Below are 23,599 nucleotides of genomic sequence, written 5' to 3'. Positions count from 1 at the left end.
GGCCCCCTCGACAGGGCCTCGCGGCACTTCCGGGAGCACACTGGAAGGGTGCTGCCGGTGCTCACGAGGGGGTGTCGGCCATGGAGGCGTCCGGGCGCACGACCGTGCGGTGGTGGCGGTGGCGACACAACCCGCTCCGACGGCGCGTCGACGTCGTCGAGGCCTGGGTCGTGCTCGCCGGGTGGCTGCTGGCCCTGCTCGGCGGACTGCTCGCGGGGCTGGCGGCGGCGGCCGCCGTCGACCGGGCCGTCGAACGGCAGCGGGCGGAGAGCCACGAGGTGCGGGCGGTCCTCGTGCAGGACGCGCCGGGCCCGTCCGCGGCCCGTGCCGCGAACGACAACCGCGTGTGGGGCAAGGTGCGCTGGACCGCACCGGACGGGTCCCTCCACCAGGAGCAGGCCCGCGTGCCGCCCCGGGCCGAGGCCGGCTCCACGGTTGCCGTCTGGGTGAACCGGGCCGGCGACCTCACCGGCCCGCCCGTGTCCGGCGGCGAGGCGTGGCTGCACGCGTCGATGGGCGGTGTGCTGGCGGGGGCGTTCGTGGGCGGCACGGTCCTCGGCACGCTGTGGCTGACCCGCCTGGCCCTGGACCGGCGGCGCTCGGCGATGTGGGACGCGGAGTGGGAGCGCGTCGACACCCGCCGGGGCTGGAAGACGGGCTGAACGATCCCGTCCCGCACCGTGGCCGCCGGGCTCGCGTCAGGCCCGCCCGACCGCGTCCCGCCCCTCGATCGTCTCGTGGTCCCCGGGGGGAGCCGGCGGTGTCCGCCCGGTCCGCCTCCGGCGGCCCCGGCGGTCGGTCAGACGGGTGGCCAGAGGCTCGGTCCAGCGCGCGGTCAGCGGACCGAGCAGGACCAGGATGAGCACGTACGCCGTGGCGAGCGGGCCGAGGGAGGGCTCGATGCCCGAGGTGACGGCGAGACCGGCGATGACGATGGAGAACTCCCCGCGGGCGACGAGCGTGCCGCCGGCCCGCCAGCGCCCCTTGCGGCCGACCCCGGCCCGGCGCGCCGCCCAGTAACCGGTGGCGATCTTCGTCGCCGCCGTGACCGCCGCCAGGGCGAGGGCCGGCAGCAGCACCGGCGGGATGCTGGCCGGGTCGGTGTGCAGACCGAAGAAGACGAAGAACACCGCGGCGAACAGGTCCCGCAACGGCGCGAGCAGGCTCGTCGCCCCCTCGGCCACCTCCCCGGACAGCGCGATGCCCACCAGGAAGGCGCCCACCGCGGCCGACACCTGCAACTGCTGGGCCACCCCGGACACCACCAGCGTCACCCCCAGGACGACCAGCAGCAGTTTCTCGGGGTCGTCGCTGGAGACGAAGCGGGACACGTGGCGGCCGAAGCGCACCGCCAGGACGAGCACCAGGGACGCCACCCCCAGGGCGATGGCGAGGGTCACACCGCCGGCGGCCAGGCCCACCCCGGCCAGCAGGGCCGTGACGATGGGCAGGTAGACCGCCATGGAGAGGTCCTCCAGGACGAGGATGCTCAGGATGGCCGGCGTCTCGCGGTTGCCGAGCCGGCCCAGGTCCCCGAGGACCTTGGCGATGACGCCGGAGGACGACACCCAGGTGACCCCGGCCAGGACCACGGCGGCGACCGGGCCCCAGCCCAGCAGCAGGGCCAGCACGGCCCCCGGCAGGGCGTTGAGGACGGCGTCGGCCAGCCCGGCCGCGTAGTGGGTGCGCAGATTGGTGACGAGGTCGGCCGCCGTGTACTCCAGGCCCAGCATGAGCAGCAGCAGGATGACGCCGATCTCCGCGCCGATGGCCACGAAGTCCTCGCTCGCGCCCAGCGGCAGCAGACCGCCCTTGCCGAAGGCCAGCCCGGCCAGCAGGTACAGCGGGATCGGTGAGAAGCGGAAGCGCCCGGCGATCCGGCCGAGCAGTCCGAGCCCGAGGATGAGGCACCCGAACTCGATCAGGAACACCGCGGAGTCGTGCACGGCGGGTCACTCCCGCCCGAGGATCGCGGCGGCCGCCTCCACACCCTCGCGGGTGCCGATGACGATGAGGATGTCGCCGCCGGCCAGCCGGAAGTCCGGGGCGGGGGAGGGGACGGCGTCCGCCCGGCGCAGCACCGCCACGACGGACGCGCCGGTGTCGGTGCGGATCCGGGACTCGCCCAGCAGCCGCCCGTTCCAGTGCGAGGCACCGGGCAGTTCTATTCGCTCGGCGACGAGTCCGAGGTCGGTGGTGGAGAGCAGGTTGGGTGTGTGGTGGGCCGGCATCAGCGCGTCGATGAGGGTGGCCGCCTCGTCGGCCGTCAGCCGCACCGACAGGTCGCAGGCGTCCGGGTCGTCCTCCCGATAGGCGCTGAGGGTGCGGTGGCCGTCGCGGTGGGCGACCACCGACAGGCGGCGGCTGTCCCGGGTCGTCAGGTCGTAGCGCACGCCTATGCCCGGCAACGGCGTACTGCTGAGGCGTGGCGCGCTCATGGCTGTCCCCTTCGGGTCGGCGTGCGCGTCCCGGTCGGCTCGCCGGCGGGGGCCGTGCCCGGGAGGACGCCCGGATCCGGCCGGTGAGGTCATCCTAAGCGGCGGGGCCGGACCGCACCCGTCCTGCGCGTGCTATCGGGGTGCGTCCGAGGCGGGCGTACCGGAGGGCAGCGGAGTGGCCGTGGAGAGCTCGGCGCCCACCTGCTGCACGGTGCCCTCCTCCCGCCGGCCGTCCGTGCCCGCGCCCGTGGACAGCTGCGACCAGGCCCCGAGGGCCAGGGCCACGGCGGCCGCGGTCGCCGCGAACCGTGCGGCGCGCCGCACCCTCGCGCGGTGGTCCAGGTCCCGCCAGGCCACGCGGACCCGCGGGTCGTCCGGCTGCCACAGTTCGCCCACGGACTGCGGCGGTTCGGGCCGCACGCCCTCCGCCCGCTCCCGCGCGGAGGGCTCCCTCGGCGCGGTGGCCCGTATGGCCGACTCGCTGTCCCCGAGGAAGCTCAGCCATACCTCGTCGGTGAGCGCCGGGAGGCCGTCCGGCTCGCCGGACGTCCCCCGCCCACCCGTTCCTTCCGCGGTCACGTCACCTCATCCCCTCCGCGCCGATCTGCCCGGTCGTGGCACGGCGCGGGATCAGTATGCCGCCAGGTCACGCCGTTGCGCCCGCCCGCGCGCCCGCTTCCGCGCCGGGTCACGGCACGCCCAGCTCGAACAGCACGTATCCCGCGTAGGAACCGGAGGCCAGGGCGGCGGTGCCGAGGACCGCGGCCAGGGACGGCCGTCCGAGCCGGCGCATCGCGAGCGCCGGGGGGACGAACAGCGGGAAGAGCGGCAGGAGGTAGCGCGAGACGTTCCCGAAGTACTGCTGGGTCGACATCACCATCAGGTACGACAGCACCGTGTACACCACCAGGACCGCGGGCGGCCGCAGACGCAGCAGCAGGACCGTCAGCACCGGCACCGTGAGCACCACGCACACACCGATGACGTCCTCGAAGGGCATCGCGAAGAGGTAGTCGAAGCGCCCGACGGGCACGGAGGTCAGCACGTCGACCGTATGGGCGCCCCAGTCGAACGTGTGGGCCCAGGCGCCTTCCTGGAGTTCGGAGTAGCCGTTGACGTCCCCCATGCGGTAATTGACCCAGCCCAGGTAGCCCAGCAGGCCCAGCGGGGCGACGGCCAGCGCGGCCAGCGGGCGGCGGATCCCGTCCTCGCGCCGCCGCAGGGACAGCACGACGGCGACGGCGAGCGCGGCGACCAGCGCGGCGGCGGTGGGCCGGCACAGCCCGGCGGCGCAGGTCAGCAGGCCGGCGGTGAGCCAGCGGCGGGTCATGACGGCGTGGCAGGACCACGCGGCCAGCGCCGTGTAGAGGGACTCCGAGTAGCCCGACCACTCGGTCCCCGATCCGGGCCAGACCGCCCACAGCCCGGCCGCGACCAGACCGGCCCGGTGCCCGCCCAACCGGCACGCGACCGCGTGGATGCCGAGCGCGGCGACGAAGGAGGCGACCACGGAGACGGTCATGCCGGCGCCGTACGGACCGAGGCCGGTGACCTCCGAGACGAGCCGCATCAGTGCCGGGTACAGCGGGAAGAACGCCGCCGAGTTCCCCTCCAGCGTGATCAGGCCGGTCGCGCCCGGAATGGGCTTCAGGGCAGGGTCGTAGCCGTGCAGGGCGATCTGCTGGTACCACCAGCCGTCCCAGCTGGCCAGGACGTCCCAGGCGTGTTCACCACCGCCGAAGCGCGGATTCTTCCTGCGGAAGTCCCCCGTGGAGTCCAGCAGACACAGGAAGACGGCGAATCCGGCCAGCTTCAGCACGCCGTACGTCAGCAGCACGGGGCCGTGGCGGACCGCTGCGGCCCGCAGCCGTGAGCGGAACCTGCCACCGATGTCCGGGACTTCGGGCGCTCCACCACCGGACGGCGGCCGGTGCAGCTCGGCGGTGGTCATGCGGGTCCTGTCGTACGGCGGGCGGGCCGGGTGGGGAAGACCCAGGCCCGGAGGAGGAGGAAGCGCAGCAGGGTCGCGGCCAGGTTGGCGGCGATCAGCGTCAGGAGTTCGACGCGGTGGCCCGACCCGGGCGCTGCACGGTGCAGGACGGCCAGGGAGCCTCCGGTGAGGACCAGGGCGACGACGAACGCCCCGAGGCCCTTGAGGTGGTGGCGCAGCGCGCCGCCGCGGCCCCGCACGCCGAACGTGAGCCGCCGGTTCGCGGCCGTGTTGGCGACCGCACTGACGAGCAGGGCGAGGGAGTTGGCGGTCTGCGCGCCCGCCGCCGGCCGCAGGGCCGTGTAGAGCAGCAGGTGGCACAGGGTGCTGGCCAGGCCGACGGCGGCGAAGCGCACGGCCTGCCGGGCCAGGTCCGCCGGCAGCCTCCCGGCGAGGTCGCCGCCGTTGCGGCGGAGCGCGGTCAGCGGCAGCCGGCCGCAGGCCAGCGCCCGGCCGAGCCGGGCCATGCCCCGCAGGTCGGCCAGCGCCGTGGACACGATGTGCACCCGGCTGTCGGGATCGTCCACCCAGTCCACCGGCACCTCGTGGATCCGCAGCCCCGCGCGTTCGGCGATGACCAGCAGCTCGGTGTCGAAGAACCACTCGCGGTCCCGGACCAGCGGCAGCAGCCGCTCGGCGACGTCGCGCCGCACCGCCTTGAACCCGCACTGCGCGTCGGAGAAGCCCACCGCGAGCGTGCCGCGCAGCAGGCCGTTGTAGCAGCGGGAGATGATCTCCCGCTTCGGCCCGCGCACCACGTGGGCGCCGCGCGCCAGCCGCGTGCCGATGGCGATGTCGGAGTGCCCGGAGATGAGCGGCGCCACCAGTGGCAGCAGGGCGGCGAGGTCGGTGGACAGATCCACGTCGAGGTAAGCCAGCACCGGCGCACCCGACCGCGACCAGGCGGTGTGCAGCGCACGGCCGCGCCCCTTCTCGGCCAGCCGGATCCAGCGGGTGCCGGGCAGCTCGGCGGCCAGCCGCGCGGCGATGCGGGGCGTGGCGTCGGTACTGGCGTTGTCGGCGACGGTGATGCGGAACGGGTAGGGGAACGTCTCGCCCAAGTGCGCGTGCAGCCGCCGGACGCACCGTTCCAGGTCGTGCTCCTCGTTGTGCACGGGTACGACCACGTCGAGCACCGGCTCGGGGTGGTGCGCGCGCAGGGGCGCCCGGCGCGGCAGCGCGGACGGCTCGGGGGCCGGGCGGGCGGCCGGGGCAGGCCGTCGTGCGGTTCTCATGGGGTCTCACGGTCGCTTTCTGGCGCGGGGCCGCGGCGGGCGCGCCGGTTTCCGGGCAGGCCGAAGGCGCCCGTGGCGGGTGGCGGGATGACGGTTCGGGGCGGGGCGCCCCGTCGGGACGGGCCGCGCGGGCGGCTACTCGACGGAGGACGAGGCGGAGGGGGTGCGCGACTCCGGGACGGACGGCGGGACGGTGCCGGAAGGCGAGGAGGGCGGGGCGGTGTCCGGTGGGCCCGACGCGGCGTGGCTCTCGGCGACCGTACGGGTCGGGGTGGGGTCTACCGGCATGGTCGTGCCGGCCTGCGGGGCGTCGCTGCCCGCCGTCGTCGCGGGGGCGGTGGACTCGGGCCGGGTCGGGGTGACGCTCGGTCCGGGCGCGCCGGTCGTGGGCGACGGCTCGACGGTGGGAGCCGGGCTGGTCGTGCGCTGCGGCCGGGGTTCGGCGGGCTGGGCGCGGCTGCCCATCTGGGGCAGCAGGGCGAGCCCCACGCTGAGCCCGGCCACCGCGACGGCCGAACCGCCCGCCTTCCACAGCATCCTGGACCGGCGGCGGGCCCGGATGCCGGCGTGCAGCCGCTGCCGGTGCTCGGGCTCGTAGGGGGCGTGCTGCCGGGTGTCGCGCATCAGGCGTGACAGGTCCCGCTCGAAGTCGTCCATCTCCACTCCTCTCACCCCACGGGCCGGACGGCGTCGGACAGAAGCAGGCGGAGCCGGGCGACTCCGCGGGAGGCGTGGGACCGCGCGGTGCCCACCGGGCAGCCCAGCGCCTGGGCGACCTGTGCCTCGGGCAGGTCCTCGTAGTAGCGCAGCACCACCGCGGCCCGCTGCTTCGGTGACAGCCGGGCCAGCGCCGCCTCCAGCCGCGAGCGTTCCGCGACGGCCGACGACATGTCGCCGGGGTCGGCCCGGTCGGGCAGTTGGTCCACCGGGCGCTCGCCCCACCAGCGGCGCCTGGCCGAGCGCGCCGCGAGCCGCACGAGCACCGTGCGCACATAGGCCTCCGGAGCCTGCTCGGCGACCTTCGGCCAGGCGAACCAGAGCTTCACCAGGGCCTCCTGCACCAAGTCCTCGGCCCGCTGCCGATCGCCCCCCGTGAGCAGACGCGCGACATGGAGCAGCGCCGACCAACGGGCGGCCGCGAACTCGTCGAAGCCGTCCGCCCGAACCTGCTCCATCCTCACCGTCCCGCGTCTGTGTGGCCTCCTACACCTGTGGAAAGACGCTGGACCCTCCGCCGCGCTGCACCCCGAGGCTGTGATCCACGCCACTGCGGCCGGAGGGTGCCGGGCATGCGAAAGGGCCCGTGCTCCAGGCACGGGCCCTTCGTCGGTTCCCCGACCGGACGCCGGTCGCGGGAAGGGGTGCGGCTCAGCGGGCTCCGGGGCCGCCGCTGCCGAACCCTCCGCTGCCGCCCTCGTTCCAGCGCGGGCGCTCCTGCGCGGCACTCGTCCGGTCGCTCTGCCGGCCGTTCGTCTTCAGTTCGTGCGGCGTCAGGCGCTCGTCGCTGCGCGGCATCTCGTCGGGCTCCCGGCGCTCCTGCGTCTCCCGGACCGGACCGCCCTCGGGCAGACGCGGCTGCTCCTCCGGGCGCGGTGTGGGCAGTTCCCTGCGCTTGCCGCGGAAGCCGAGGACGAAGGCCCCCAGCAGCAGGGCCACGACCACCACACCCGCCACGACCAGCCCGATGCCCAGGGCGCCATGCCCCGCGGCCATCTCCATCCATGCGCTATCCATGGCACGCGGGTACCCCCTGCTGCGCGCCGCGAACCAGGCTCACCCCGTGCCTCCGTACCGGGTTTGACCGGCGCCGGGCGCGGCTACCCGCGCTGCGTGACTTCGACGACATCCCAGCAGGAGCTGTTCCGGTTCCTGGAGGACCGGTTCGCCTGCGCTCAGGCGTGCACCGAGTGCGCTCGGGCCTGCGCGCTGCGCGCGAGCCTCGTGGATCCCGACGGCACCGAGAACCAGGAACTCGTACGGCGCAAGGGCATCATGTGCGCGGAGGTCTGCGACGCGACCTGCCGTGTGCTGTCCGAGCAGAACCAGGTGGACGAGAACACCATCCGGGTCCAGGTCGAGTGGTGCCGGACGGTGTGCCTGGAGGCCGCGCACGTCTTCGACCGGCAGCCGGGCGCCGAGGACTCGGCGGCAACCTGCCGCGCCTGCGCGCGGGCCTGCACGGAGTTCCTCGCCACGCTCGCCTGACCGCACGCCAGGGGCGGGCGGCGGCCGCACCGGCAGACTCGCGCCCGGCACATCCCGCAGTCCGCGCCCGGCGCATCCCGCGGTCCGCGGCCGGGTTCGGCGCGCACCCCCGGCCCGCCCCGTACACACGCGGACGGCGGGCCGCCATACTGAAGGAGCCAGGGGGCGGGCGAACGGCTACCGGGGGGAGCGTCGCGCGACATGGGGGAGAGCAGGCTCATCCAGGGCCGGTACCGGCAGTTGGAGCTGATCGGGCGCGGCGCCATGGGAGAGGTGTGGCGGGCCCGCGACGAGTCGCTGGGCCGGCACGTCGCGGTCAAGTGCCTGAAGCCGCTGGGCGCCAACCACGACCGCGCCTTCACCCGCGTCGTGCGGGAGCGGTTCCGCCGCGAGGCCCGGGTGGCCGCCGCGCTGCAGCACCGGGGCATCACCGTGGTGCACGACTTCGGGGAGTCCGAGGGCGTCCTGTACCTGGTGATGGAGCTGCTGGAGGGCCACAACCTCAGCGAGCTGCTCGCGGGCCACCGCAACCACCCGCTGCCGGTGGCCGACATCGTGGAGATCGCCGCACAGGTCGCCGCCGCCCTGGCGTACTGCCACGAACAGGCCATCGTCCACCGTGATCTGAAGCCCGCCAACATCGTGCGGCTCGGCGACGGCACGGTGAAGATCTGCGACTTCGGCATCGCCCGCCTCGGCCACGACATCGGCTTCACCTCCCGGCTGACCGGCACCGGCATCGCCATGGGCACCCCGCTCTACATGTCCCCCGAGCAGATCGGCGGCACCGACGTCGACGAGCGCAGCGACCTCTACTCGTTCGGCTGCGTGCTGTACGAACTCGCCACCGGTGTACCGCCGTTCGACCTCGAGGACGCCTGGGCGATCCTCGTCGGCCACCGCGACACCCCGCCCCGTCCGCCGCGTGAACTCCGGCCCGGGCTGCCGGTGTTCCTGGAGCGGGTGATCCTGGACCTCCTGGCCAAGAACCCCGAGGACAGACCGGGCGACGCACGGGAACTGGCGTGGCGGATCACCGCCCACCGCGCCGCCCCGGTCCCCGCGTCCGGCACCGCCGTACCCTTCCCGGCTCCCGGTGGACCGGCGCCGGCGGGCCGGATGCCGTCCTGGGCCCACGGCATGACCGGCGGACGCAGGGCGGCCGGCGCCGTGTCGCGCACCCCGCGGTCCGACCCGGCGGCCGCGCTGTCCGGCGAGTGGATCGCCCGCCCCGCGCCCGGCCCCGCCACCGGCACCGGTGACCCGGTCCCCGAGGAGCGGCCCACCCCGTCCCCGGAGGCCCTGACCGCCCTGGCCGCCCGGCACGAGGCGGGCCTGAGCCTCGGCCGGCTCGGCCGCTGGGCGGAGGCCGAGGAGGTGCACCGGGCCGTCGCCGCCGAACGCGAACACGTCCTCGGCCCCGACCACCCGGACACCCTGCTCAGCCACCGCGAGGCGGCCGTGGCCCGGGGCCGGCTGGGCCGCTGGGCGGACGCGCTCACCGCGTACCGGCGTGTGGCCTCCGCCCGGGAGAGCCTGCTCGGGCCGGACCACCCCGAGACCCTGGCCGCCCGCAGGGACGAGGCGCACTGCCTGGAACGCCTGGGCCGCGCCGACGAGGCGGCCGGCCTGTACCGCAGGGTGGCGGCCCTGCGGGACCGGCGGACGCCGGCCGGTCAGTGACCGGTCCGGCGGCCGTCTGGCCGACGACGATCACCCCGTGTTACGAAGAACCATGACCGCACCCGAGGCACCCCGCGCCCACCGGACCTACGACGCCGTCATCGTCGGCGGCGGCCACAACGGCCTGGTCGCCGCCGCCTACCTGGCCCGCGCGGGCCGCTCCGTGCTGGTTCTGGAACGGCTGGACCACACCGGCGGGGCGGCGGTGTCCACCCGGCCCTTCGCCGGGGTCGACGCCCGGCTGTCCCGGTACTCCTACCTGGTCAGCCTGCTGCCCCGGAAGATCGTCCGGGACCTCGGCCTGGACTTCCGGGTCCGCACCCGCACCGTCTCCTCGTACACCCCCGCCGAACGCGACGGCAGGGCCACCGGCCTCCTGGTCGGGGGCGGTGAGCGTCGCACCCGGGAGGCCTTCGCCCGGCTCACCGGCTCCGACCGCGAGTACCGTTCCTGGCAGGAGTTCTACGGCATGACCGGCCGCGCGGCGCGGCGGATCTTCCCCACCCTGACCGAGCCGCTGCCCACCCGCGAGGAGCTGCGCCGCGTCCTCGACGACGACCGGGCCTGGCGGACGCTGTTCGAGGAGCCCGTCGGCGTCGCCGTCGAGCAGCACTTCCGGGACGACCTGGTGCGCGGAGTCGTCCTGACCGACGCCCTCATCGGCACCTTCGCCGACGCCCACGACCCCTCCCTGAAGCAGAACCGCTGCTTCCTCTACCACGTGATCGGCGGTGGCACCGGTGACTGGGACGTGCCCGTCGGCGGCATGGGCGCGCTCACCGACGCCCTCGCGGACGCCGCCCGCGCCGCCGGCGCCGTCCTCGCCACCGGTCACGAGGTGCTGAGCATCGCCACGGACGGCCGCACGGCCGAGGTGGCCTACCGCACGGCTGACGGCGAGGGCGCCGTCGCAGCCCGGCACGTCCTGGTCAACGCCTCCCCGCAGGCCCTCGCCGCGCTCACCGGCGACACGCCCCCGGAACCCGCGGAAGGCGCCCAGTTCAAGGTCAACATGCTCCTCGAACGCCTGCCGCGGCTGCGCGACACCTCCGTCGACCCGCGCGAGGCGTTCGCCGGGACCTTCCACATCGCCGAGGGCTACGAGGAGCTCGCCGCCGCGCACGCCCAGGCGGCCGCCGGCGAGCTGCCCGCCGCCCCGCCCTCCGAGATCTACTGCCACTCCCTGACCGACCCGACCATCCTCGGCCCCGGTCTGGCCGAGCGCGGCTGCCAGACGCTCACCCTCTTCGGCCTGCACACCCCGGCCCGGTTGTTCGCGCGGGACAACGACGCGGTGCGCGAGGAACTGCTGGCGTCGACCCTCGCCCAGCTCGACGCCCATCTCGCCGAGCCCCTCGCGGACTGCCTGGCCACCGACGCCGACGGCCGGCCCTGCATCGAGGCCCGCACACCCCTCGACCTGGAACGCGACCTGGGTCTGCCCGGCGGGAACATCTTCCACCGCGAGCTGAGCTGGCCCTTCGCCCAGGACGGCACGGGCCGCTGGGGCGTGGAGACCCGGCACGCCAACGTGCTGCTGTGCGGGGCGGGCGCGGTGCGCGGCGGCGGCGTCAGCGGGGTGCCGGGGCACAACGCCGCGATGGCGGTCCTCGAAACGCGGACGGGATGAATCGCTCCGCCGTCCCGGGGCACTCCGACAAAACGCAAGGAAACGGACCATCCGGCCGTCTCGAACGGTCGCACCACCCCCGGGAGGCCCCTCATGGCCGAGCTCAGCCCGACCGACCTGCAGAAGGCCCTCAAGGGCATGGACTACCCCACGGACAAGCAGCACCTGGTGGACCGCGCCCGCAGCAACCACGCCGACGACAAGGTCGTCAGCACCCTCGACGGCCTGAAGGAAGACCGCTTCGACGGCCCCAACGAGGTGCAGAAGGCCGTCTTCAACCAGTGAGCGGACGGCCGCGTCAGTCGGCCGAGGGCGTCCAGCCCACCGCTTCGACGCGTGCCGTGTCCGCCGGACGCGCCTCGTCGAACAGGACGCCGCCGGCCGACTCCACCCGCTGCCCGTCCACGTAGCAGCCGCGTCCCACGTAGAGCCGGTCCGTCGTGTACCGCCAGCGCAGGACGAGGCCGCGGGCCGCGGGCACCTCGGCGGTCAGCCGGTGCCAGACCCGGCCCGAGAAGCCCGTGACCGTGCCCGCCGGGTGCGGTCGCGGCTCCTCGCCCGGGCGCGAGGTGGTGAAGGGCACCGGCTGCCAGCCGGCACCGCCGTCGGTGGACGCCTCCAGGGCCAGCACGTCGGAGGCCGGCTCCGTGTCCCACCACAGCGCGCAGCGCAGGCGCGCCCGGCCGCGCGAGGTGTCGAGCGCCGGCAGGGCGAGCGTCGCCGTCGCGGAGACCGCCGTACCGGAGAACCAGGCCGTCCGGCCCCGGGCCGGCCGGACCGGCACCGCCCGTGCCAGATGGTTCGCGGCGGCCACCCGCGGAGCCGACCCCGAACGCCAACTGCGCACCGGATGCACGGAGTTGCCGAGCACCACCAGGAACGAGTCCGTCGTCGGGTCGAGCACCAGCGAGGTGCCGGTGAAACCGGTGTGCCCGGCCGTGCGCGGGGTGGCCATCGCGCCCATGTACCAGTGCTGGTAGAGCTCGAAGCCGAGGCCGTGCTCGTCACCGGGGAACGCGGTGTTGAAGTCGGTGAACATCAGCTCCACCGACTCCGGCGACAGGATCCGGCGGCGCCCGTACACACCGCCGTTGAGCAGGGTCCGGCCGAGCACCGCGAGGTCCCACGCGTCGGAGAACACACCCGCGTGACCCGCGACCCCGCCCAGCGCGTAGGCGTTCTCGTCGTGCACCTCGCCCCACACCAGACCCCGGTCCAGCCCCGACCAGGGCTTGCGGGCGTCCTCGGTGGCCGCGATCCGCGGCCGCCACGAGGCGGGCGGGTTGTAGCGCGTGCGGCGCAGTCCGAGCGGCGCGGTGACCTCCTCGCGCAGCAGGGTGTCCAGGGAGCGGCCCGTGATCCGCTCCAGCACCAGTTGCAGCGAGATGAGGTTCAGGTCCGAGTAGAGGTACGCCGTGCCCGGTGCGGCGACCGGCGCCTCGTTCCAGACGAGTTCGAGTCTCGCCTCGTGCGTCGGCGCGCCGTACAGCGGGATCCACGCGCGGAACCCAGAGGTGTGCGTCAGCAGTTGCCGGACGGTGATGTCCTGCTTGCCCGCCCGCCCGAAGTCCGGCAGATACGAGGCGACCTTCGCCTCCAGCCCCAGCGCGCCCCGCTCGATCTGCTGCACGGCCAGGATCGAGGTGAACAGCTTCGACACCGACGCCAGGTCGAAGACGGTGTCCGCGGCCATGGGGATCTGCTCGCCGGGTGGGAACTCCACGCCCGTGTCGGTCTTCTCGTCGTAGGCCCGGTAGCGCACCGCCATGCCGAGGGGCCGGTGCAGGGCGACCGTGCCGCCGCGCCCGGCGAGCAGCACGGCGCCGGCGTACCAGGGGTGCACGGGGGAAGGGCCGAGGAACGCCTCGGCGTCGGTGACGAGCCGGCGCAGATGGGAGGGGAGCAGCCCCGCGCGGGCGGCCGAGCCGTGCCGCAGGGTGGGACGCCGGTCCCGCGCCGCGGGCGCGGCCGCCGCCGGTCCGGCGGGCAGGGGCGCCAGGGCGAGGGCCCCGCCCAAAGCCAGCCCTGCACGGGTTAGTTGACGCCGGGTCGGTCCGCCGCTTGCCGCCTCGTGGGTCACCGCGCATCCCTTCGCCTCGACCGTCACGCGTGTCCCCCGGAGTATGTCCGCCGCACCCACCCGCGAACCGGAGGACGGCGCCGGGCACGCCCCCTCGGCGCGGGGCTCGCTGACGAGCGATCAGACGGGGGAGAGGTGGCGGGCCGCCGGTGCACCTGCTTGACCCGCTGCCGGGCCGAACCGAGGATCGGGTCATGACGACGCCCGCGACGACCCCGCCCGGACATGACAGCACGGTCGACGGACTCCTGCGGCGCAGCGCCCGGCGCACTCCCGCCCGCGTCGCCGTGGAGTACGGCGAGCGCACCTGGACCTACCGGGAACTGGACACCGCCGTCTCCCGCGCGGCGAGCGTGCTGCTCGGCCTCGGACTGTCCCCGGGCGACCGGGTCGGCGCCTACGGGCACAACTCCGACGCCTACCTGATCGCCTTCCTGGCCTGCGCCCGCGCCGGCCTCGTGCACGTCCCGGTCAACCAGAACCTCACCGGCGACGATCTGGCCTACATCGTCTCCCAGTCGGGCAGTTCGCTCGTCCTCACCGACCCGGACCTGGCCGCCCGGCTCCCCGGCGGGCCACCGGCACTGCCCCTGCGCGACGCCGACGGCTCGCTGCTCGCCCGGCTGGAGGGGGCACCCGTGTACGACGGTCCCGAGCCGCGCGGCGAGGACCTCGTGCAACTGCTGTACACGTCCGGCACGACGGCCCTGCCCAAGGGCGCGATGATGACGCACCGGGCCCTGGTGCACGAGTACCTGAGCGCCATCACCGCGCTCGACCTCCGTGCGGGCGACCGCCCCGCGCACGCGCTGCCGCTGTACCACTCGGCCCAGATGCACGTCTTCCTGCTGCCGTACCTGGCCGTCGGCGCGACGAACATCATCCTCGACGCACCGGACGGCGACCGGCTGTTCGACCTGATCGAGACGGACCGGGTGGACAGCGTGTTCGCCCCGCCCACCGTGTGGATCGCCCTGTCCCGCCGCCCCGACTTCGCCACCCGCGACCTGAGCGGCCTGCGCAAGGCCTACTACGGCGCGTCGATCATGCCGGTGCCGGTGCTCGAACGGCTGCGGGAGCGCCTGCCGGGCCTGGCCTTCTACAACTGCTTCGGGCAGAGCGAGATCGGCCCACTGGCCACCGTCCTCGCACCCGACGAGCACAAGGGCCGCATGGACTCGTGCGGGCGGCCCGTGCTGTTCGTCGATGCCAGGGTGGTCGACGAGGACGGCAAGGACGTGCCCGACGGCACGCCCGGTGAGATCGTCTACCGCTCCCCGCAACTGTGCGAGGGCTACTGGGACAAGCCCGAGGAGACCGCCGAGGCCTTCCGCGACGGCTGGTTCCGCTCCGGCGACCTCGCGGTGCGCGACGCCCACGGCTACTTCACCATCGTCGACCGGGTGAAGGACGTCATCAACTCCGGTGGTGTCGTCATCGCGTCCCGCCAGGTCGAGGACGCCCTGTACACCCATCCGCAGGTCGCCGAGGCCGCGGTCGTCGGCCTGCCCGACGAGCGGTGGATCGAGGCCGTCACAGCCGTCGTCGTCCCGCACGGACAGGTCACCGAGGGGGAACTCATCGACCACGTCCGCGAGCGGCTCACCCCCTACAAGGCGCCGAAACGGGTGGTGTTCGTCGACGAACTCCCGCGCAACGCCAGCGGAAAGATCCTCAAACGCCTGCTCCGGGACACCCTCGGCAAGCGCTAGAGCGGCCGGCCGCGCGTCGGCCGACCGCGGGCCGTCCGGTCGGGCCGTCGGCCGGACGGCTCGGTCAAGGCTGGGGGCCGTACGCCGTCATGAAGCGGTCGCGGAACCGGTCCATGCCCCAGCGGGGCGCGTTCTTCGCCGGCTTGAGGCCGTCGGTCCACCCCCAGTCGGCCACGCGGTCCAGGACCTTGCTGTCCTTGGCGACGATGCTGATCGGCACGTCCCTGCCGGTGTCCCCGGCGAGGACGGTCGGCACCGGCTGGTGGTCGCCGAGGAAGACCAGGACCGTGTCCTCGTCGCCGTAGCGCCGCATCCACTCGGTCAGGCTGCGGATCGAGTACGCGATGGCCTTGCGGTACTCGGCCCGCACCTTCTCCGGGTCCTTCCAGACCTCCTTCGGGTCGGTGCCCTCCTTCTTGATCCGGTGGAACACCGAGCCGTCGCCGAGGTCCTCCCAGTCGATCATGTGCGCCACGGGGGACCAGGGGTTGTGACTGGAGGCCAGGATGATCTCCGCCATGATCGGCTCACGGTCCTTCTTCCCGTGCTCCAGGCGCTGGAAGGCCTCCATGCTGAACTGGTCGGGCACCGGCGTCCAGCTGAAGTAGGGGCCGTGGTAGCCGAGGTGCTCGGAGTCGTAGATGTGGTCCAGGCCGAAGAACTTCCCCTCCGGCCAGGCCCGCCGCACGCCCGGCACGATGCCGACGGTCCGCCAGGCGCCCGTCCTGCCGAAGTACTTGGTCAGCGTCATGCGGTCGCTGGTGGTCAGACTGCGGTAGCGCTGCTGGTTCTTGATCCACAGTCCGGACAGGAACGTCGAGTGGGCGAGCCAGCTGCCCGCGCCGGTCACCGGCGAGCGCAGCCAGCCGCTGCGCGAGGCGAACCCGGCGGACTTCAGCCCGGCCGTGCCCTCCTCGAGGACGGCGCCGGTCTGCGCGGCCATCGCCGGATCGTCGATCGCCACCCGGCCGTAGCTCTCGATGAAGGTGAACAGGACGTCCTTGCCCCGCAGTCCCGTCAGCAACCGGTCCGGCGGGGTCTCGGCGAAGGCGTCCACGGCGGCCTGCTGACGGAACACCCGCGCGTCCCGCAGCCCCGCCCGGACCTGTTCGACACGGTTGCCGACGAAGTCCGCGTTGCCCTTCGTGGCGATCGGCACGGTGCCGATCTGCAGGCCCAGCGTCATGCAGGTCATCCACGCCGTGCCCAGGACGAGCACGGTCCGGCCGGCGGTCTGCCGGTGCCGGACCATCAGGTTCGTCAGCCGCACCACCGCCAGCGTCGTCAGCACCAGCAGCGCGACGAACAGCACGAGCACGGCGGTCACCGCCAGGACCTGGCCGGTACGGCCGAACGACTCCCGCAGGAAGTCCGTCGCGTCGTCGAGCAGGATCCAGTCCAGGACCAGGTCGAACGGCCGTGCCAGGACCTGGTAGAACCCCATGTCCAGGAACTTCAGGACGGTCAGCAGCCCCAGCAGCACCCCCGTCACGACGGCCGTGATCCGCCGCGGCCTCGGCGGCAGCGCGAGCAGCAGCCCGGCCAGCAGCACGCCCTCGGCGGGGATCCGGACGAACGACGCGAACTCCAGCCGCTCGATCCGGTTGGGCACGAGCAACGCGAACAGCACGAGCACGCCGGCCAGGACGGTGATCGCGAGCGAGGTCCACCGAGCCGCCCGGGGATGACGCCGGCCGAGCCATCCGGGCCGCCGCCCGTCCCCGGCGGCTCCGGAGTCCGCCGCACCACCGCTCCCCTCCTCGCGGGGAGCGTCCTCCCCCGGGGCCGGAGACGGGGCCGGGGCCGGGATCCGGCCGGGTGCCGGCCCGGTGCCGTCGTCGTCCGGTTCCGTTCCGCTCGCGGCCGGGTCCGGCTGAGGGCGGGAGCGAGTGAAAGGCGACACCCGGTGGTCCTTCCGTGCGGTCGTGCAGAGGTGCAAAGGCATGGCGAACAGAGCCCTCGCGCGGGCCTGCCCCCACCAGTACGTCCGGACGTCACCTCCAGTTCAATCGCCACCGCGGAAAGGTCCCCCTCACGTGCCCTGTCGGCGGTGGGGCCCGGTCGCTAGGCTGGCCGCGGACGACGAAATGGGGAGGAGCACGGACGTGCCCGAGACCACCACCCAGCAGCGCCCGTTCACGGGCTGGGACAAGCCGGACCTGGACCTCAGCAACGCACACTGGCAGTCCAGCAGCCGCGGCCGGGGAGATGTGCAGATCGCCTTCGTCGAAGGCTTCATCGCCATGCGCAACAGCGCCCGGCCCGAGAGCCCCTCCCTGATCTTCACGCCCGACGAATGGGGCGCGTTCGTCTCGGGAGCCCGGGAGGGCGAGTTCGACCTCACCTAGCCGGCGCCGGCGGCGGCCGGTCCGGGGGTGTTCCCGCGGCGATCGCGGACACGAGACCTGAGGCATCCTCCCGGAGCCGCCGCGCACGTCGGGCCGGCACCGGGAGGGACGGTCGTATCCCGGAAGGTGAGGAACCCATGAGCACCCTGCCGGTCGTCGCGGCGGTCGACGGTTCGGACGACAGCCTGCGCGCCCTCGACTGGGCCGTCGACGCCGCACGCCGGCGTGCGGCGCCCCTGCGCGTGGCCCATGTCCGCCAGTACGCGCACTGGGCCCAGCCCGACGTCCTCACCGCGGGCCCGGCGGATCCGCAGGACGACCCCGTCCTCGACCGCGTCCGCGCCCACCTCGAAGGACGCCCCGGCCCGCCGGACACGCGCTACACCGGCCTGGAGGGCGCCATCGGTGTCGTCCTGCCCGAACTGGGCGCCGAGGCGCAGCTGCTGGTGCTCGGCTCCCGGGGCCGCGGCGGCTTCGCCAGCCTGCTGCTCGGCTCCACCAGCATGGCCGTCGCCCGTGACGCCGCATGCCCGGTCGTCGTGGTGCCCCGGCCCGGACGCGAGGCGCCCGGCGACGCGGGGTCCGGCCCTTACTCGCGCGTGGTCGTCGGACTGAAGGTGGACGGCCCCGACGAGGCCACGCTTGAGTTCGCCTTCACGGAGGCCGCCCGGCGCGGCGCCCGCCTCCGGGCCGTCGCCGCATACCCGTGGCCGGCGCAGCCCTGGATGATGCCCGGGGAACTGCCCCCGCCGATCGTCGAGCAGAACCGCATCGAGGACGAGGCCCGCGTCCTGGCCGACGGCTTCCTCGCCCCGTACCGCGAGCGGCATCCCGAGGTCGAGGTCGAGACGGTCGCCGCGGCCGGTGACGCGGCCGGTCACCTGGTCGACGCCTCCGCGGACGCCGACGTCGTCGTCGTGGGCCGGCACCGGCGGCGGCTGACGGCACCGGCCCGCATGATGGGCTCGGTCACCCAGGCCGTCCTGCTGCACGCGGCGAGCCCCGTCGCGGTGGTGCCGCCCGCCCCCGCCGAGGACTGAGCGCGGCGCGGCCGCGTGCGGCGGCGGCCGGGGCTCATCCGTCCGCCGCCCGCCCGGCGCATCGCAGGCCCGGACACGTACCATGGGCGACATGTCGTTCCTCCGCCGCCGCAGCGCCACGCCCGCCGGGCCCGACTTCGACGTCCTGGCCATGGACCCGGGCGACTGGCCCGGCAACCTGGGCGCGGGACTGCTCCCCGCGCCCGACGGCACCTGCCAGGGCGTCTTCCTGCGCTACGACCTGTTCGGTGGCCGCGGCCCCGCGATGATCATCGGCAATCTGCCCGAGGGATCACCGGCCCGCGAGGTTCCCGAGGGCGAGGTCCCCTTCGAGGTGGCCCAGCTGCTGCTCGCGCTGGAGAACGACGAGGAGGTCACGGTCGTCGACACCGAGGACGTCCCGGTGATGCAGGGCGACAACCTCCTGATCGTCCGGCGCGTGAAGCTCTCCGAGAGCCGGATCTCCTGTGTGCAGTTCGACCGCAGCGACAACGTCCTGGTGACCATCGCCGCCTGGGACCGCCCCATCACGGACGACCTGTACGCGCTGCTCAAGCCGCTGCCGGCGGAGCTGTTCCAGCAGGGCTGAACGTCCAGCAGGGCTGAACGAGCCCCCGCACACACGAGAAGGGCCGCTGCCGCGCCGACCGGCGCACAGCGGCCCTTCCGTTCCCGTCAGCGCGTGCCGACCGCCGCGCGCACGGCCCGGCGGGCCAGCTGGCAGTCGTCGTGCAGCCGCCGCAGCAACAGCCTCTGCTCCTCGCCGGACGGCGCAGCACCCGGGTGGGCCGCCGCCCCCGGTGCCGCCGGGGCCGTCTCGTGCAGGGAGCGCTGCACGGCCGTCTCACAGCTGCGGATCTCGCGGGTCAGCACCAGCATCAGGTTCACCAGGAAGGCGTCCCGGGACGCCGGGCCCGCCGACTGCGCGATCTGGCTGATCTGACGGCGGGCGACCGGTGCGTCCCCGAGCACCGACCACAGCGTCGCCAGGTCGTAGCCCGGCAGGTACCAGCCCGCGTGCTCCCAGTCCACCAGCACGGGACCGGCCGGTGACAGGAGGATGTTCGACAGCAGCGCGTCGCCGTGGCAGAACTGGCCCATGCCCTGCCGTCCGGAGGCCTGGGCGATACCGTGCAGCAGCTTCTGCAGATCGCCCAGGTCGCGGTCGGTGAGCAGACCCAGCTCGTGGTAGCGCGCGATACGGGCCGCGTAGTCCAGCGGGGCGTCGAACGTGCCCGCCGGCGGCCGCCAGGCGTTCAGCCGGCAGATCGCGCCGAGAGCCGCTCTGATGTCCGCGCGCGGCGGCGCCTCGACCGGGTGCCGCTGGAGGGCCGCCACCCGCCCGGGCATCCGCTCGATCACCAGGGTGCAGTTGTCCGGGTCCGCCGCGACCAGCCTCGGCGCCCGCACCGGAGGGCGGTGCCGGACGAACGAGCGGTACGCCGCTATCTCGTGGCGGATCCGCTCGGACCAGGCGGGGGAGTGGTCCAGTAAGCACTTGGCGACGGCGGAGCTGCGGCCGGTCGTGCCGACCAGCAGCACGGACCGGCCGCTGCGGCGCAGCACCTGCACCGGGCTGAACTCCGGGCAGATGCGGTGCACCGACGCGATGGCCGTGCGCAGCTGCGCCCCCTGAGAGCCGGACAAGTCGAGTCTCCCGCTGAGCGGTTGGGTGCCGAGGACCGCGCCGCGCCGGGCCCGGCCCGCGCCGAGCACGGGGGTCGCCGGCCGCGCGGGGGCGAGGTAGGGGCCGCTGTCCGCGGGACGCGGGTGGAGCGACCGGGGCGGTGCGGACACGGAGGACGATGCTGCGTACATGGGCGAGACAGATCCCTTCGTGTGCCTGCGACGACAGCGCACCACCCGGCCCGGAGCCCGGGATCACCCTGGGGAATGCCCCTGGGGCGACCGGGTCGGGGTGGCGCGTTCCTACCTGACACCGGATGGCCCGTGGCACACCATCTGGCGCACCCTGGCGAACCCTGGCGAATAGTCGCCCGGCAACTCCGGCGGGGCTACTGTCAACTCAGTCGAGAACCTGGGGGCTTGACGTGAGCGGACAACCCAACACCCGGCTCGCGGACCTGTTCGGCCTGGCCGGCTGGTCCAAGGGCGAACTCGCGAGGCTGGTCAACCGGCAGGCGGCGGCCATGGGCCATCCCCAGCTGGCGACCGACACCTCCCGGGTGCGGCGGTGGATCGACACGGGGGAGATCCCGCGCGATCCGGTGCCGCGGGTGCTGGCGGCTCTGTTCACCGAGCGTCTCGGCCGTGTCGTGACCATCGAGGACCTCGGTCTGGTCAGGCACGGGCGCGCGGGGAAACGGCAGGGCGGCGGGAGTGCGGACTCTCCCGACGGTGTGCCGTGGGCGCCCGAGCGAACCGCCGCGGTCCTCACCGAATTCACGGGAATGGACCTCATGCTCAACCGACGCGGCTTGGTGGGCGCGGGCGCCGCGCTCGCCGCGGGATCCGCACTCAGCAGCGCCATGTACGACTGGCTGCACACCGACCCTGCCCTGACGGCCGACACCCCCCACCCCGACCACTCCCTGCACGCCGACCCCGCCGGGTTCGACCGCTACGAGGCCGCCCCCATCGGGTCGCAGGAGATCGAGGAACTGGAGCGCTCCGTCGAGGTGTTCCGCGCCTGGGACGCCGCCCGTGGCGGCGGGCTCCAGCGCAAGGCGGTGGTGGGCCAGCTCAACGAGGTGGGCGGCATGCTCGCCTACCGCCACCCGCCCCATCTGCAGCGGCGCCTGTGGGGCGTCGCCGCCAACCTCGCCGTCCTCGCCGGCTGGATGTCCCACGACGTGGGCCTGGAGCCCACGGCGCAGAAGTACTTCGTCATCGCCGCGCACGCCGCCCGGGAGGGCGGGGACCGGCCCCGCGCGGGCGAGGCGCTCTCCCGCGCGGCCCGCCAGATGGTGCACCTGGGCAAGCCGGACGACGCCCTGCACCTGATGAGGCTCGCCACGTCCGGCTCGGGCGACGAGGTGCTGCCGCGCACCCGGGCGATGCTCTGCACCGTGGAGGCGTGGGCGCAGGCCGCTCTCGGCAAGGGGCAGGCCATGCGCCGCACCCTGGGCCGCGCGGAGGACCTGTTCGTCTCCGACCGGGCCGACGCCCCGCCCCCGGACTGGATGCAGACCTTCAAGGAGGAGGACCTGTACGGCATGCAGGCCCTGGCCTACCGGACGCTGGCCGAGTTCGAGCCCGGCGCGGCCGTGCACGCCCAGCACTACGCCGAGAAGGCGCTGGCCCTGCGGGTCGACGGCCGTCAGCGGTCGAAGATCTTCGACTACCTGTCGATGGCGTCCGCCTGCTTCATCGCGGACGACCCGGAACAGGCCGACCGCTACGCGCGGCTGGCCCTGGTGTCGATGGGGTCCAACTCCTCGCACCGCACCTGGGACCGGTTGCGCGAAATGTACCGGCTCACCGCACAGTACTCGGGGTCCCCGAAGGTCCAGGAACTGCGGGAGGAGATCAAACTGGCCCTGCCCAGGACCAAGAGCAGGGGAACCGGCCGCGCCCCGGCCTGAGCGGTCGCCGGTTCCTAGGCCTCGCCCGTCAGTCTGACGGCGAGCAGGCAGGCGTTGTCCTCCCGCTCGTGCGTGCCGAACTCCTCGACGACCGTGTGCACGCAGTCCTCCGCGGTGCGGTCGCCGGTCAGGCGCGGAGCCAGGCCGAGGAGTCGGTGCGCGGCCGCCGCGCCGGTGTGGCCGGGCACCAGCCCGTCGGTGTGCAGGAGCAGCAGGTCGCCCGCCTGCAGCACCTCTTCGGCCTGCCCGTAGACGGGCCCGGAGGTGGCGCCCAGCAGCACGCCGTCCGGGGCGTCCAGCACGCGCCCCGTCCCGCCGCGGAACAGCAGGGGGGCGGGGTGCCCGGCCTGCGCCCACACCAGGGTGCGCGTGCCGGGCCGGTAGCGGCAGCAGACGGCGCTGCCGAGGGCGGGCTGCACCGTGGCGTCGAGTAACTGGTTCAGCCAGGCCATCACCTGGGCGGGGCCGGCACCGGCCATCGCCATGCCGCGCACGGCGCCCAGCAGCATGGTCATGTTCGACGTGACGGCCACGCCCTGGCCGGTGAGGTCGCCGACGCTCAGCAGCGTGTCCCCGTCGCTCAGTTCGAGCGCGTCGTACCAGTCGCCGCCGATCGGCGTCCGTGTGGACGCCGGCAGGCGGCGGGCGGCGAGGTCGAGCACGCCGGGGACGCGGTGCGGAAGCCGCAGGGAGCCACGCCAGGGCGGCAGCGCGGCCTCCTGCAGCTCGGCCGCGAGCCGCTGCTCGCTGCGCGCGGCCTCCCGCCGGCGGTGCAGCGAGTCACGGGTCTCGCTCACCGCCCGCTCACTGCGGCGCAGTTCACTGACGTCGCGCAGCACGGCCCACATCGACGCGGTGCTCCCGTCGGTGTCGAGCACCGGTTCGCCCATCATGTGCACGGTGCGCACGTCCCCGTCCCGGCGGGCGATGCGGAACTCGCCGTCGATGGGCCGGGCGTCCACGAGGCAGTTGGTGACCATCGCCGTCAGTCCGGGCCGGTCCTCGTCGAGCACGACCGACGGCAGTTCGTCGAGGGTCAGCGGGGCGGCGGCGGGGTCGCGGCCCAGGATCCGGTAGAGCTCCTCCGACCAACTGGCCTCGTCCGTCAGCAGGTTCCACTCCGCGCTGCCGACCCGGCTGAGCAGCGAGCCCTCCGGCGCCGGCTCGGTCGCCGCCGCCGTGGGCGGCGGGCCGTCGCGCAACTGGGCCAGGTGCTCGTCGAGGTCGTCGAGCTGGTGCAGGGCCAGGTCGTACAGCGCCCGCTGCCAGCGGCCCCGGGGGTGGTCGGGCTCGTCCCCCGCCGCGTCCCGGCGCACCGCGTCCACATCGCCCTTGAGCCGCCGCGTCTGCGATATCAGCGCGTCGACCGAGCCGCGGCCGGGCGGCTGGGCGGCGGGGCGGTCCGCGGAGAGGTGGGACGGCATGACGCACTCCGATGCGGGGACGGTACGACCAAAGGCGGACGGAGGGACCGTTACGACTGTTGCACAGCCCGGGACGGCCTGTAAGGGATTTGGCACCACACGATACGGTGGTGCTTCTGGCATATGCCACCGTCTCACCGGGTTACTCGGAGGTAGGCGCCCCGGGTCCTCCCGGCGATCCCAAGTCGTAGCGTACACAGGGGTTTTGACGATCCGTCGGGTCCCCCGCGCAGTGCTGCGGCACATGTTCGACGGCCCTGTGTTCGACG

At 74.3% G+C, this 23,599-nt stretch carries 21 protein-coding genes and 1 pseudogene; 10 read left to right on the top strand and 12 right to left on the bottom strand.

The genetic code is table 11. The annotated features are described in order from the left end of the window. Positions 1-80: 80 nt before the first annotated feature. Positions 81-662 carry a hypothetical protein gene (locus ACH4C6_RS11415; protein ID WP_398108333.1) on the top strand — a complete coding sequence of 194 codons (582 nt, stop codon included), beginning with the start codon at positions 81-83 and terminating at the stop codon, positions 660-662. A 36-nt stretch (positions 663-698) separates the two neighbouring features. On the opposite strand, the gene ACH4C6_RS11410 is transcribed toward ACH4C6_RS11415, so the two are convergent. From ACH4C6_RS11410 to ACH4C6_RS11375, 8 genes are all read right to left on the bottom strand, one after another. After that, entirely contained in the window at positions 699-1,946 is a 1,248-nt protein-coding gene (locus ACH4C6_RS11410; protein WP_398108332.1) for a cation:proton antiporter, read from the bottom strand. Between the two features lie 6 nt (positions 1,947-1,952). Next, positions 1,953-2,438 carry a cation:proton antiporter regulatory subunit gene (locus ACH4C6_RS11405; RefSeq protein ID WP_398108331.1) on the bottom strand — a complete coding sequence of 162 codons (486 nt, stop codon included), beginning with the start codon at positions 2,436-2,438 and terminating at the stop codon, positions 1,953-1,955. A gap of 132 nt (positions 2,439-2,570) precedes the next feature. Continuing rightward, positions 2,571-3,017 carry a hypothetical protein gene (locus ACH4C6_RS11400; RefSeq protein ID WP_398108330.1) on the bottom strand — a complete coding sequence of 149 codons (447 nt, stop codon included), beginning with the start codon at positions 3,015-3,017 and terminating at the stop codon, positions 2,571-2,573. Positions 3,018-3,126: 109 nt separating this feature from the next. Continuing rightward, complete coding sequence (locus ACH4C6_RS11395; RefSeq protein WP_398108329.1) at positions 3,127-4,389, bottom strand: hypothetical protein; 1,263 nt, start codon at positions 4,387-4,389, stop codon at positions 3,127-3,129. After that, a complete protein-coding gene (locus ACH4C6_RS11390) occupies positions 4,386-5,663 on the bottom strand; it encodes a glycosyltransferase (protein WP_398108328.1) in 1,278 nt (425 codons plus the stop codon). Before ACH4C6_RS11390 ends, ACH4C6_RS11395 begins: the two co-directional genes overlap by 4 nt. A gap of 135 nt (positions 5,664-5,798) precedes the next feature. Next, the gene (locus ACH4C6_RS11385) at positions 5,799-6,320 is read right to left on the bottom strand and encodes a cellulase (RefSeq protein ID WP_398108327.1); all 522 of its coding nucleotides are present in this window, start codon (positions 6,318-6,320) and stop codon (positions 5,799-5,801) included. Between the two features lie 11 nt (positions 6,321-6,331). Continuing rightward, positions 6,332-6,838 (bottom strand): SigE family RNA polymerase sigma factor, encoded by a 507-nt coding sequence (locus ACH4C6_RS11380; protein WP_369194098.1) that lies wholly within the window; start codon positions 6,836-6,838, stop codon positions 6,332-6,334. Between the two features lie 193 nt (positions 6,839-7,031). After that, positions 7,032-7,397, bottom strand: coding sequence for a DUF6479 family protein (locus tag ACH4C6_RS11375; RefSeq protein WP_398108326.1), 366 nt, complete (start codon positions 7,395-7,397; stop codon positions 7,032-7,034). A gap of 96 nt (positions 7,398-7,493) precedes the next feature. Between ACH4C6_RS11375 and ACH4C6_RS11370 the strand changes: the two genes are divergently transcribed. From ACH4C6_RS11370 to ACH4C6_RS11355, 4 genes and pseudogenes are all read left to right on the top strand, one after another. Next, positions 7,494-7,868: a ferredoxin gene (locus ACH4C6_RS11370; RefSeq protein WP_398108325.1), complete on the top strand. Its 375-nt coding sequence runs from the start codon at positions 7,494-7,496 to the stop codon at positions 7,866-7,868. Positions 7,869-8,069: 201 nt separating this feature from the next. Next, a pseudogene (locus ACH4C6_RS11365) lies at positions 8,070-9,530 on the top strand (protein kinase); the annotation flags it as partial. Between the two features lie 73 nt (positions 9,531-9,603). Then, entirely contained in the window at positions 9,604-11,181 is a 1,578-nt protein-coding gene (locus ACH4C6_RS11360; RefSeq protein WP_398108324.1) for a phytoene desaturase family protein, read from the top strand. A 93-nt stretch (positions 11,182-11,274) separates the two neighbouring features. After that, positions 11,275-11,466 (top strand): DUF2795 domain-containing protein, encoded by a 192-nt coding sequence (locus tag ACH4C6_RS11355; protein ID WP_398108323.1) that lies wholly within the window; start codon positions 11,275-11,277, stop codon positions 11,464-11,466. 13 nt (positions 11,467-11,479) lie between these two features. On the opposite strand, the gene ACH4C6_RS11350 is transcribed toward ACH4C6_RS11355, so the two are convergent. Next, positions 11,480-13,261, bottom strand: coding sequence for a serine hydrolase (locus ACH4C6_RS11350; RefSeq protein WP_398108706.1), 1,782 nt, complete (start codon positions 13,259-13,261; stop codon positions 11,480-11,482). A 194-nt stretch (positions 13,262-13,455) separates the two neighbouring features. On the opposite strand from ACH4C6_RS11350, the gene ACH4C6_RS11345 reads away from it, so the two are divergent. Beyond that, the gene (locus tag ACH4C6_RS11345) at positions 13,456-14,973 is read left to right on the top strand and encodes an acyl-CoA synthetase (RefSeq protein ID WP_398108322.1); all 1,518 of its coding nucleotides are present in this window, start codon (positions 13,456-13,458) and stop codon (positions 14,971-14,973) included. Between the two features lie 64 nt (positions 14,974-15,037). On the opposite strand, the gene ACH4C6_RS11340 is transcribed toward ACH4C6_RS11345, so the two are convergent. Next, positions 15,038-16,876 carry a sulfatase gene (locus ACH4C6_RS11340; RefSeq protein ID WP_398108321.1) on the bottom strand — a complete coding sequence of 613 codons (1,839 nt, stop codon included), beginning with the start codon at positions 16,874-16,876 and terminating at the stop codon, positions 15,038-15,040. Positions 16,877-17,078: 202 nt separating this feature from the next. Here ACH4C6_RS11340 and ACH4C6_RS11335 point away from each other — a divergent pair, with 202 nt between their 5' ends. The 3 genes from ACH4C6_RS11335 to ACH4C6_RS11325 all read left to right on the top strand — a co-directional run bounded on the left by ACH4C6_RS11335 (position 17,079) and on the right by ACH4C6_RS11325 (position 18,950). After that, complete coding sequence (locus ACH4C6_RS11335) at positions 17,079-17,321, top strand: DUF397 domain-containing protein (protein WP_369194108.1); 243 nt, start codon at positions 17,079-17,081, stop codon at positions 17,319-17,321. Between the two features lie 137 nt (positions 17,322-17,458). After that, a complete protein-coding gene (locus ACH4C6_RS11330) occupies positions 17,459-18,361 on the top strand; it encodes a universal stress protein (protein ID WP_398108320.1) in 903 nt (300 codons plus the stop codon). A 91-nt stretch (positions 18,362-18,452) separates the two neighbouring features. Further along, positions 18,453-18,950, top strand: a complete 498-nt coding sequence (locus ACH4C6_RS11325) for a hypothetical protein (protein ID WP_333930152.1) — start codon at positions 18,453-18,455, stop codon at positions 18,948-18,950. A gap of 86 nt (positions 18,951-19,036) precedes the next feature. Here ACH4C6_RS11325 and ACH4C6_RS11320 read toward each other — a convergent pair whose 3' ends face one another. Beyond that, positions 19,037-20,179, bottom strand: a complete 1,143-nt coding sequence (locus ACH4C6_RS11320; protein WP_398108319.1) for an aminoglycoside phosphotransferase family protein — start codon at positions 20,177-20,179, stop codon at positions 19,037-19,039. Between the two features lie 233 nt (positions 20,180-20,412). Between ACH4C6_RS11320 and ACH4C6_RS11315 the strand changes: the two genes are divergently transcribed. Further along, positions 20,413-21,906: a hypothetical protein gene (locus ACH4C6_RS11315; protein ID WP_398108318.1), complete on the top strand. Its 1,494-nt coding sequence runs from the start codon at positions 20,413-20,415 to the stop codon at positions 21,904-21,906. Positions 21,907-21,920: 14 nt separating this feature from the next. Here the strand turns inward: ACH4C6_RS11315 and ACH4C6_RS11310 are convergent, their stop codons facing one another. Continuing rightward, entirely contained in the window at positions 21,921-23,330 is a 1,410-nt protein-coding gene (locus tag ACH4C6_RS11310; RefSeq protein ID WP_398108317.1) for a PP2C family protein-serine/threonine phosphatase, read from the bottom strand. Positions 23,331-23,599: the final 269 nt, after the last annotated feature.

This window comes from Streptomyces sp. NPDC017943, from assembly GCF_044328425.1.
GTDB lineage: Bacteria > Actinomycetota > Actinomycetes > Streptomycetales > Streptomycetaceae > Streptomyces > Streptomyces djakartensis_A.
Note: the sequence above shows the minus strand (reverse complement) of the source record. Positions and strands in the feature narration are given on the sequence as shown.